The organism is Weissella confusa (assembly GCF_004766315.1).
Classification (GTDB): Bacteria; Bacillota; Bacilli; order Lactobacillales; family Lactobacillaceae; genus Weissella; species Weissella confusa_A.
The window spans coordinates 21452-32696 of record NZ_PVSN01000063.1 but is presented as its reverse complement, the minus strand read 5'-3'; the positions used below and the strand labels follow the sequence as shown (position 1 = coordinate 32696).

The following is an 11245-nucleotide window of genomic DNA, read 5'->3' as shown; positions in this document are numbered from 1 at the left end:
GAAGTAAGACCCCTCAGAGATGATGAGGTAGATAGGCTAGAAGTGGAAGTGCGGCGACGCATGGAGCGGACTAGTACTAATGGTTCGAGGACTTAACCAAGTTGAAAACGTGGTGTAAGGCTCAAACGAAGTTTGATTTACAAATTATGATTCAGTTTTGAGAGAGCTAAATTTTCTCAATTAAATAACGTGTCGTGATGATGGCATTGAGGTCACACCTGTTCCCATACCGAACACAGAAGTTAAGCTCAATAGCGCCGAAAGTAGTTGGAGGATCGCTTCCTGCGAGGATAGGACGTCGCGATGCAACGTGAACCGTACCAGAAATGGTACGGTTTTTTTGTGCGCTTAAAAACCTTTAGAGCATGCCTATTATGTCCAAAAAAGTCAGGTGAAGAAAAATTCATAATTTTTGTGCTATCCTTTGCAAAAAAGTACGGAGGCCCATTGGTATGAATCGAAAGATAATGACTGGGATTGGTGCGGCAGTTGTGGCCGTACTAGGTGTGAACGGGACCGCATTAGCGGATGAACAAGAAAATGGACAGCAAGATCAGCCACAACAAACGGTAACGGAAACTGCGCCGATTGAGAATGCGGTGGTGGTCGTGACAGACGAAGAAAGTAATGCAGCTAGTGAAGCTGTTGTGGCGGATGAAAGTGAAGCAGCACAATCAGAAAGCGTTGCAGAATCATCTGCTGCATCAGAGAACACGGATGAGAGTGTTATATCCGATTCACCGGCGGACAGTACAGTCGCAAGTTCAGAGGCCGAAAGCGTTGCGAATAGATCGGTCGCAACACCGTCAGCTAGCTCACAAGCATCGACAACTAGTAGTGCTTCAGTAGCAGCAACTGACAAGGCTGACAGCGCTACTAGCTCAGTGGCATCTGATATTCAAAAGCCGTCAATATTGATTGGTAAGGCACCGGTTTCAAGTGCAGCTGCAAAGCAAGAATCAGTTGCTAAGACACCAGCTAAAGAAGCAACAAATAATCAAACAAAAACGACCGCACCGGCAGCGCCAATCGAAAAGAATGGTTATGTGGACGGAGTATTCTATCGTCATAACGAGCGCGTGAATGGCTATGTTTATGATGGTAAGCATTACGTCTTATTCAAGAATGGTCTTAAGCAAGTTGGTGTGCAACGTTATCAGAATGGGTTGTATTACTTTAATCCTAAGACTGGCGAAATGGTAAAAAACAAGTATGTGACGCAAAATGGGGCCAGTTACCTATTTGGTAAAGACGGTAAGGCAACCACAGATGTGCAACACTGGAATGGGACTTATTATTACTTTAACCACGATACTTACAAGCGTGTAAATAATACCTATCTGCAATCTCGATGGGGCCAATGGTACTTATTCGGAGCGGATGGACGCATTCAGACTGACGTGCAACGTTGGGCAGGTAGTTACTATTACTTTGATCACAATACCTTCTTGCGTCGTGATAACAACTATTTGCAGTCACGTTGGGGTGATTGGTACCTATTTGGTAGCGATGGCCGGATTAAGACGGATGTGCAACAGTGGGCAGGTAGTTATTATTACTTTGACCACAACACGTACCTACGCCAAGACAATAACTACCTCCAATCAAATTGGGGCTTGTGGTACATGTTTGGTGATAATGGGCGTATCGCGACTGGTGTTAAAGACTGGTACGGTGATACCTATTACTTTGATAAGGGGACTTATCTAAAGGCGACAAACTCTTCACGCAATGTGGATTACGGGATTGCGCACTTTAATGGTGGCGGTGCGATGGATGCCATTACGTTGAATCACCGCTGGTACTCACAACTAAACGCAGGTATGCCGCAAGGATGTGAGGGAGCATCACTTCAAATTGCGGCGTCTGTTAAGGGACGTTACTACGACATTAATGCGTTGTATCGCCAGATGGGTTACGGCTGGAACGTCGCCCCATGGCAAGGATTCTATGGTGATCCATACAGCGCTGGGGCTGCCAAGGTTGAAACCATCTTTGCCACGGCAATGACAGATCGTTTGAAGCCAATGGTTAAAGGGATTAGAGATTTGACTGGGCTGGTGTCGGAACAGTTATGAGCGAGCTTCGTAACGGTCGGGCTGTTGTTACCTGGGGAAACTATAATTGGAACCTGGCCAACCAGAAGGCTTTCCACGTGATGACCATCGTTGGGTATCGCAACGGCCAGTTCTTGATTTCTGATCCATATGCCACGAGTCCACGTGAGTATTGGTTGAATATGGGACAATGGGAGTCAGTTAACGCCGGTACAAACGCTGTCGGCTGGGCAACGCCGTCACGTATGAATCTCACAATTGTATAAAGCAGACTACGAACGTCACTCGAAAAATCGGGTGGCGTTTTCCTTTTGTAAAGTAACTATTTACAAAAACACAATGGAATCATGACACAACACTGACTAAACACATACAAAGGGTCACTATACTTAAAGATGTCGTAAGGGGTAAGCGCCTCAATCTGCTACTACTAACTGTGGCTTACCGCTTACGACCTAACTCGAATAATACATGACCAGAGAAGGAGTCAGTGATGAATAAGAAGCAGTTTGTTGTGGGAAGTACTGTTGTTCTCGTATTAGCCGGGGGATTGGTTGGGCATGATGCAAATGCCGCAAAGAAAAAGCAAGTGTTGGCTGTGGGGTCAACCGCTTTACAACCACTAGCGTCACAAGCCGCTGAGATGTATGGAGAGAAGCATCCCGGCGTGTCAGTTGTCGTGCAAGGTGGTGGATCTGGTGCTGGCCTAAGCCAAGTTGGTAAGGGTGGCGTGACTATTGGAAATTCTGATATCTTCGCGAGTCAGAAGGACGGGGTCGATGCTAAAAAGTTAACCGATCACAAAGTAGCAGTTGTTGGTATCGCACCAGTTGTGAACAAGGATGTGCCGGTGAAGTCTTTGACAAAGGCTGAGCTACGTGACATCTTCACGGGCAAGATTACCAACTGGAAGGACGTTGGTGGCAAGGATGAAGATATCGTCCTAGTTAACCGTGCCCAAGGTTCTGGTACACGTTTCACGTTTGAACATGATGTGTTGGACGGCGAGAGCGCCAAGACGTCACAAGAGCAAGATGATAATGGCGCCGTTCAAAAGATTGTGTCAACGACACCAGGCGCTATTTCATATTTGGCTTTCTCATACACGACAGGACCGAATGCCAAGGGAATTAAGACGGTTGCCATTGATAAGGTGAAGCCAACGGATAAAAATGTTGCGTCAAACAAGTGGCAAATCTGGGCCTATGAGCATATGTACACAACGAAGAAGACTGATAAGAACACAAAGTCTTACATCAAGTTTGTACAATCAAAGACCATGAAATCAACAATCAAGAAGTTGGGATACATTCCGGTTTCTGATATGAAGGTTACTAAGAATGCTGACGGCGACGTCAAAAAGAATTAACGATAAGATGAGCATGTTGAACAGAGAGTCAATGTGCTCTTTTTTGGACAAAAACGATAAAACTTCCTCTTTATTAACAAGGGGGATGTTATGGAATTTGATCAAAGTCTATTTTATGGACGACTAGTGCCGGTGACGAACACGGCCACACTGCCAGATAATGTGGTGGTGACATCAGCAATTGAACACAACACTTGTCAGCGGTGTGCGACGACAATTAAGCCAGATTGGCGTTTGTCAGACGGCGCTGGTTATTGTTGGGCATGTGCCAACTTAGGACGACTTTCAAGTCAGGAGGTCTTAGTGACAATACCTGAGCCACATACATTTGAAATTGATTCGGATCCTTGTGTGTGGACGGGACAATTAACGTCAGCTCAGCAACGCGTGGCGGATGACCAAATCAAAGCATTAGCGAAAGGTGATTCACATCTCACATATGCCGTGACAGGCGCCGGTAAAACGGAAATGTTATTTCCGATGCTGGCGCATGCGCTACAAGCTGGAAAACGTGTCGCCATCGTGTCGCCACGTGTGGATGTGATTGTTGAATTGGCACCTCGTATTCGAGCGGCGTTTGTCACGGATTTCGTCACTCTTTATGGCGATTCACCAGACGAATACCGTTATACCCAGTTAGTTTTGGCTTCAACACATCAATTATTGCGTTTCAAACAAGCCTTTGATGTCATTGTGATTGATGAAGTTGACGCTTTTCCATATGCGGAAAACCAGCAACTAATTGGTGCTTTGCAACAGGCTACCGCCAAACAGGGTTCCCATTTTTATCTAACGGCGACACCGAGTCCACGGTTATTGCGCGAGGTACGCCGTAAGCAAATGGCGATTAGTTTGTTGCCACGTCGGTTCCATGGTAATCCACTACCGAATTTTACAATTCGTCGGATTGGCGATTGGCGTAAAAAGGTGCCTAAACGGTTACGACGATTGCTCCAGACGTATCAACAAAGTGGGCAACGCTTTCTACTATTTGTGCCGTCGGTTGCTGATTTAGATATTGTGCTAATGATGGTTCATCACATTACACCTGAAATCGCCATTGCAGCTACACACGCGTCAGATCCAGAACGGCAAGCGAAGGTGCAGGCAATGCGTGAAGAAAGCCTACAAGCTTTGATTACGACTACTATCTTGGAACGTGGCGTAACCTTCCCAGGAATTGACGTGATTATTTTAGGGGCTGATGACCCAGTATTTAGTCAGGCGGCGCTTATTCAGATTGCTGGGCGATGTGGGCGTAGTAGTAGCCGACCATTCGGCGTGGTCACATCATTCGTGCAAGAAAGAACGCAAACATTATTAGCAGCGCGAAGTGAGATTAATTATTTGAATCAAATGGGGCAAAATTATGAGGTGTGAGTTTTGTGGAACGAGTGTCACAGAAACCTGGCAATTAACTGATTTTTGGCAGTTTAAAACAAAATCCCAACAACCAATTTGTCAGGTATGTTGGGAAAAATTCACACCGATTCTTGGCCCGACTTGCCAAGAATGTGGTCGAGCATCTCAACAAGAAATATGTGAAGATTGCCAGGTTTGGTTAGGGGATGGCTATCCGCCACTTAATAATCAAGCGCTGTTTAAATACGATGCGATGATGCACGATTACTTTCAGCAGTATAAGTTTCGGGGTGGGTATCATCTGCGAACAATTTTCCAAAATGCGCTGCAGAAAAGGTTGGCTGAAGTTTCAGTGGATATGATTGTGCCAATCCCAGTTAGTCCCGACACGTTAGCGATGCGCGGGTTCAACCAAGTTAATGGTCTATTAGAAATATGTGAAACAAATGATATTCTATGTTGTATATCGCATAACAAGAGTGTACAATCATTGAAAACACGTCAGGATCGTCTAAATTCGGCACAGCCATTTATGTGCCAATTGGGTAATCTTGATTTAACTGGTCAGAGAATTTGCTTAGTTGATGATGTTTATACGACAGGGAGAACCTTGCGACATGCTGCGACGTGTTTATATGAATGTGGTGCGAAACAGATATGCACGATTACCTTAGCTAGATGACGGAGCTATGAACAGTTTATGAAAACGCTCTCTCTCGTCATCTGAGTGTTACAATATAGTTACCGAAAGGACATCTCAAGGATACTTTGGGAGATGCGTGAAGCCATTATTAGGGGACTAGGCCCACGCAAAATAAGTCAGATAGGAGACAGAATTATGCTAGAATTTAAGGTACGTGGTGAAAACATTGAGGTCACAGACGCGATGACTGAGTACATCGAGAAGCGTTTGTCACGTTTGGAGCGTTACTTGAATGACGATGCTAAGTATGTAGCACACGTAAATGTTCGTTCTTACAAGGAAGGAACTTTCAAGACTGAAGTAACGATCCAATTGCCATACTTGTTGTTGCGTGCAGAAGATACGCAATCAGACATGTATCAAACGGTTGACTTCGTGTCAGAAAAGTTGGAGCGTCAAATCCGTAAGTACAAGACTAAGGTTAACCGCAAGTCTCGTGAAAAGGGATACAAGGGTATCGAGCAATTGGACTTTGCTGTTGAAGAGCAAGTTGAAGAAGCTGAGGCTGAAGAAGCAGCAGGTTTGGACATTGTTCGTACGAAGCACGTTGCTTTGAAGCCAATGGATGCAGAAGAAGCCGTTTTGCAAATGGAATTGTTGGGCCACGAGTTCTTCATCTTCCAAGATGCTGAGACAAACACACCAGCTGTTGTCTACAAGCGTCGCGATGGCAAGTATGCTTTGTTGGATACGGAAGCATAATTTCGTTAGATTAAGGCGTTACGCATAAAACCTATAATAAAATCAAACACTGGTATGAGATGATAGGGCATCTCGTACCGGTGTTTTTTCTGTTGTTGACTTACTAAAAATTAGAGTATACAATCGGTATTGTTAAAAAATAATGAGAAACAATTTGAGCAGGAAAGTAGTTAGTCTTGGGAAATGCACAGAAAACTGTTGAATGATGAGAGACAGTGATTAACCAGCTGATGAAAATGGCCTGTGATTGGTATGCGTGAGTGGCAAGTCTATGAGCGCATAACGGGTTGGTCGCCGTTACAACGACACGCGTATCGTCAATGCATCATCTCGCACCCTGACCGTACGTTATGAAGATTGCGCTGGGTAACTGGCCAATGAAGATAGAATGGTAACACGACAAGCTCGTTTCTATTCCAGAATTTATCTGGGGTAGGAATGGGCTTTTTATTTTAGAAATGAGGCATAACAAAATGACAGAACAAGAACTTAACTTCGACACGCTTGCTTTGCATGGTGGATATACACCTGACGCGGAGGCACATGCGACGAGTGTGCCAATCTACCAAACGACGTCATATGTTTATGACAGTGCAGATGATGCAGCATCACAATTTGCGCTTGAAAAGCCAGGCCAATTGTACACGCGCTTCACGAATCCAACGACAGCAGTTCTCGAAGATCGGTTGGCCTTGTTGGAAGGTGGTGTAGGCGCAGTGGCAGTTTCATCAGGGATGGCTGCGATTAATTACGCATTGGAAAACTTGACGGTTGCTGGTGATCACATTGTGGCCGCTAATACCCTTTATGGTGGTACACACAACTTGCTCGCAACAGCTTATCCACGTCGCGGGGTCACAACAACATTTGTTGATATCGATGATTGGGTTGCGGTTACGAATGCGATTCAAGCGAATACGAAGGCGTTGTACGTTGAATTAATTGGTAATCCAAATTCGAATATCGCTGACTTAACCGTCTTAGCTGACATCGCACACGAAGCGGGAATTCCGTTGATTGTCGACAATACGTTTGCGACGGCGTACCTATCACGCGTGTTCGACTTTGGTGCGGATATCGTGGTCTACTCAGCGACTAAGTTCTTGTCAGGTCACGGCGCAGCGCTGGGTGGTGTGATTGTCGATAGCGGTCACTTTGATTGGACGCAAAATGATAAGTTTCCTGGTTTGACGACGCCGGACGAAAGTTACCACGGGTTGGTTTACACGGAAAAGTTTGGGGATGCTGCTTACATCAATCGGATTCGCTACAACTTGCTCCGCGACACTGGCGCAACGTTGTCACCATTCAATGCGTGGTTGATTTTATTGGGCCTCGAAACGCTCTCTTTGCGTGTCCAACGCCACGTGGATAATGCTAAGCTCGTTGCCCAGTTCTTGTCACAACACCCAGCTGTGGCGTGGGTGAATTATGCCGGATTGACTGATAATCGTTACTACGAGCGTGCGCAACAATATTTGCCAAAGGGACCAGGTTCAATCTTCACGTTTGGGGTTGTCGGGGGTGCTGAAGCTGGTAAAAAAGTGTTGGACAGTGTCAAAGTATTTACGCATTTTGCTTCGTCTGGTGAAGGTAAGTCATCTATCTTGCACCCGGCATCAACCTCACACGCGCAACTTTCAGAAGAAGAATTGATTGCTTCAGGTACCCGCCCAGAGACGCTTCGCTTGTCTGTCGGCATTGAAGATATTAGTGATTTGTTGGCTGACTTGGATCAAGCATTGCGTTTTGCAACCGGCGATTAAGCCACGGTGAAACCTGTTATAATAGAGTCATTATTGATTAATTATCAGTGCCGTTAAAGGCAAGAAGGAGATTCTATTCATGGCTAAGACGAAGTTCGTTTCACCACAACAATACGCAGCAAACTTGGGGGCTGTTATCCAAGCAACTGAGGACGCTGGTAACAAGGTGGCACCTTTCTTTGAGAAGTTGGATGACGCAATCAAGGCTGACAAGGTAGCCGAGATGCCAAAGGCTGAATTCCAAGAAATTACAATGGAATTTGACGAATCCGTTGCCGTTTACAAGGACGCTTCAGCCAAGATCAACGCCATTGCTGCACCGGTTCGTTTGATGGGTGTTCACCAATCAATGAAGAAGACGTTTGGTGAATATGCTGATGCCACTGAAATGATGGCTAAGTCATTGGACGTTGAAAACCAAACGATTAACATGGACGACTTTAAGCAATCAGAAACGGATCAAGATACGTTGATGGAGAAGTTCTTGGTGCAAGTTCGTCGCATCATGAACACGGTAATGTAATGACGACGGCGGTAGATGATGCCCTAAAGATTGATATCGTTGGGGAAGTAGCAAAGGAATTGGCCTTGCCACTTAAGAAAGTGACAGCCACGGCTGATTTGTTGGCTGATGGTAACACGGTGCCGTTTATCGCGCGTTACCGTAAGGATGTCACGGGTAACTTGGATGAAGTCCAAATTCGTGATATCCAAGCAGCCACGAAGCGTTTGGAAGATTTGCAAGCACGCAAGGCGACGGTCGAAAAGGTCATCACTGAGCAAAAGGCGATGACGCCAAACTTGATGAAGGCTTTGGTGGCAGCCGATACGATGCAAGCGGTGGAAGATTTGTATCTCCCATACAAGCAAAAGCGTCGTACCAAGGCTACGATTGCCAAGGAAGCTGGCTTGATGCCAATGGCACAGTTCGTGCAAAAGTTCCCAACGGCAGGCTTGCAAGCTGAAGCGGCAAAGTTTGTCGATGCGGACAAGGACTTGCCAGACGTGGCTGCCGTTATGGCTGGTGTGCACGAAATATTTGCCGAAGTTATCGGTGAAAACGCTGGCTTGCGTGACTGGGTTCGTAAGTACACCCGTGACCACGGTCGCTTGGTTTCTAAGCAAAAGCGTGGCGCAGGTGATAAGGACGAACAGGGCATTTTTCAACTTTACTACGACTTTAGTATGCCGATGAATAAGGTGGCGAACCACCAAATTTTGGCAATTAACCGTGGTGAAAATGAAGGTGTGTTGTCAGGCAGCATCGATGTTGACGTGGCTGCTATCGAGCGTTATTTGAAGTTCCGCTTGGTTGGGTCAAAGACTGGCGAATCAGCCGACGTTTTGACAGCAGCAGCTAACGACGCCTACAAGCGTTTCATTGGTCCAGCTATCGAACGCGAACTGCGCAAGGAATTGTTCGATCGCGCAGCGGGGGATGCCATTAAGGTGTTTGGCACAAACTTGTATCATTTGCTAATGGCAGCGCCTTTGCGCGGTCGTGTGGTGCTCGGGTACGACCCAGGTGTCCGTACTGGTTCTAAGTTGGCAGTTGTCGATGAGAATGGTAAGTTCTTGGAGAAGGCTCACATTTACCCATTGCGTGGTATGCAATACGATCCTAAGGGCGCTAAGCAAACCATCATTAACTTGGTGAAGAAGTACGGTGTATCATTGGTTGCCATTGGAAACGGAACGGCTTCCCGTGAGTCACAAAGCTTCGTGGCCGACATTATCAAGTCAGATTTGCCTGACTTGCAATATGTCGTGGTTAACGAATCAGGTGCATCAGTGTACTCGGCCAGTGATATGGCACGTGCAGAATTCCCTGACTTGCAAGTTGAGCAACGTTCAGCCATTTCAATTGCCCGTCGTTTGCAAGACCCAATGGCTGAGTTGATTAAGATCGACCCACAAGCGGTTGGCGTTGGGCAATACCAACACGACTTGCCAACGAAGGAGCTTGAAACGGAGTTGGATGCAGTATTGGAAACAGCTGTTAACCAAGTTGGTGTTAACTTGAATACGGCGTCACCACAATTGCTAACACACATTGCTGGTTTGACGAAGACGACGGCTGCCAACATTGTGGCTTATCGTGATGAGAACGGTCAGTTTACGTCACGTGCGCAATTGAAGAAGGTACCTAAGCTTGGCCCTAAGGCGTTTGAGCAAGCCGCTGGGTTCTTGCGTTTGCCAGATGGCAAGAATGCGTTGGACAACACTGACATTCACCCTGAGTCATACAAAATTGCGGAAGCTTTGCTGGCTGAGGCAGGTGTCACAGCACTAGGTGAAGCCGCGCAAAAGCCATTGGCTCGTTTGAACAATCAAGCGACAGCTGATCGCTTTGGCATCGGTCTCGCAACGTTGCAAGACATTATTGCATCATTGGGTAACCCAGGTCGTGATTTGCGTGATGACGCGCCAGGTGCTGTGTTGCGTTCGGATGTGTTGTCATTGAAGGACTTGAAGCCGGGGATGCAATTGCAAGGAACGGTACGTAACGTGGTCGACTTCGGAGCATTCGTTGATTTGGGTGTGCACGAAGATGGTCTGGTTCACATTTCACGCATGGCTAAGCGTCGCGTGACTAACCCACATGAGATTGTTGCCGTTGGTGACATCATCACGGTTTGGGTGGTTGACGTTGACGTAAAGCGTGAACGAATCGGTTTGACGATGATTGAACCAAAAGAAAAGTAAACGAGGAGAGTGGATGAAAGTCCACTCTTTTTTGGTAACCAGGTATAATAGAAAGAAAAGGGGGAAAGTGCCATGGCATTTTTAGACGTAGTAAGTAAGGTCGTTAAGAAGACTGGCGATGTCGTGACTGTATTGGGCGAGCAAGCGCAAAAGGGTGGCGACTATTTGGCTGATCCAGAAAACCAAGCCAAGATTAATGACAAGGTGGGTGAATTCAAGGACGCTGTTGTTAATGTGTTTAATGACATCACCAAGAAGGACAAGTCACAACAAACCGAAGCTGAAGCGGAACCTGGGGTACGTAAGGATGTAACGCCGGCTGATGAGGATATTATTATTAATTATCCAGAAGATGAACCAGCTGAAGACGTTAAGGTAGAGGTCTTGCAACCCCGTCATAACAATGATGACGAGATATAGTCAGCTTGCATATAAGCGCTATATCTGATAATATAATCTGTGCTGATACTTTCGGTACAGACATGCGGTCGTGGCGGAATTGGCAGACGCGCAGGATTAAGGATCCTGTGGTAGAGATACCGTGCGGGTTCGACCCCCGCCGATCGCATAATGATTTGAA

The 11245-nt window shown here is 46.3% G+C and carries 10 protein-coding genes, 1 tRNA gene and 2 rRNA genes; all 13 read left to right on the top strand.

Features of this window, described 5'->3' with window-relative positions; all coding sequences use genetic code 11:
- A 23S ribosomal RNA gene (locus C6P11_RS08850) occupies nucleotides 1–100 on the top strand; the annotation flags it as partial.
- 90 nt (nucleotides 101–190) lie between these two features.
- Nucleotides 191–307 (top strand): 5S ribosomal RNA (gene rrf / locus C6P11_RS08845).
- Nucleotides 308–452: 145 nt separating this feature from the next.
- On the top strand, nucleotides 453–2078 hold the full coding sequence (locus tag C6P11_RS08840) for an N-acetylmuramoyl-L-alanine amidase family protein (protein ID WP_135520419.1): 1626 nt from the start codon (nucleotides 453–455) through the stop codon (nucleotides 2076–2078).
- Nucleotides 2075–2323, top strand: coding sequence for a hypothetical protein (locus C6P11_RS08835; RefSeq protein ID WP_135520417.1), 249 nt, complete (start codon nucleotides 2075–2077; stop codon nucleotides 2321–2323). The genes C6P11_RS08840 and C6P11_RS08835 overlap by 4 nt, the downstream gene beginning before the upstream one ends.
- A 227-nt stretch (nucleotides 2324–2550) precedes the next feature.
- On the top strand, nucleotides 2551–3426 hold the full coding sequence (locus C6P11_RS08830; RefSeq protein WP_135520415.1) for a phosphate ABC transporter substrate-binding protein: 876 nt from the start codon (nucleotides 2551–2553) through the stop codon (nucleotides 3424–3426).
- A 90-nt stretch (nucleotides 3427–3516) separates the two neighbouring features.
- On the top strand, nucleotides 3517–4806 hold the full coding sequence (locus tag C6P11_RS08825; RefSeq protein ID WP_135520413.1) for a DEAD/DEAH box helicase: 1290 nt from the start codon (nucleotides 3517–3519) through the stop codon (nucleotides 4804–4806).
- Nucleotides 4796–5470, top strand: coding sequence for a ComF family protein (locus C6P11_RS08820; RefSeq protein ID WP_135520411.1), 675 nt, complete (start codon nucleotides 4796–4798; stop codon nucleotides 5468–5470). Before C6P11_RS08825 ends, C6P11_RS08820 begins: the two co-directional genes overlap by 11 nt.
- A 156-nt stretch (nucleotides 5471–5626) precedes the next feature.
- Nucleotides 5627–6193, top strand: coding sequence for a ribosome hibernation-promoting factor, HPF/YfiA family (gene hpf / locus C6P11_RS08815; protein WP_003609015.1), 567 nt, complete (start codon nucleotides 5627–5629; stop codon nucleotides 6191–6193).
- Nucleotides 6194–6666: 473 nt separating this feature from the next.
- Nucleotides 6667–7959: an O-acetylhomoserine aminocarboxypropyltransferase/cysteine synthase family protein gene (locus tag C6P11_RS08810; protein WP_135520409.1), complete on the top strand. Its 1293-nt coding sequence runs from the start codon at nucleotides 6667–6669 to the stop codon at nucleotides 7957–7959.
- A gap of 79 nt (nucleotides 7960–8038) precedes the next feature.
- Nucleotides 8039–8482, top strand: coding sequence for a hypothetical protein (locus C6P11_RS08805; RefSeq protein WP_135520408.1), 444 nt, complete (start codon nucleotides 8039–8041; stop codon nucleotides 8480–8482).
- Nucleotides 8482–10665 carry a Tex family protein gene (locus C6P11_RS08800; protein WP_135520406.1) on the top strand — a complete coding sequence of 728 codons (2184 nt, stop codon included), beginning with the start codon at nucleotides 8482–8484 and terminating at the stop codon, nucleotides 10663–10665. Before C6P11_RS08805 ends, C6P11_RS08800 begins: the two co-directional genes overlap by 1 nt.
- Nucleotides 10666–10737: 72 nt before the next feature.
- On the top strand, nucleotides 10738–11085 hold the full coding sequence (locus tag C6P11_RS08795) for a hypothetical protein (protein WP_135388661.1): 348 nt from the start codon (nucleotides 10738–10740) through the stop codon (nucleotides 11083–11085).
- A 64-nt stretch (nucleotides 11086–11149) separates the two neighbouring features.
- Nucleotides 11150–11233, top strand: a tRNA-Leu gene (locus tag C6P11_RS08790).
- The last annotated feature ends 12 nt before the right edge of the window (nucleotides 11234–11245 follow it).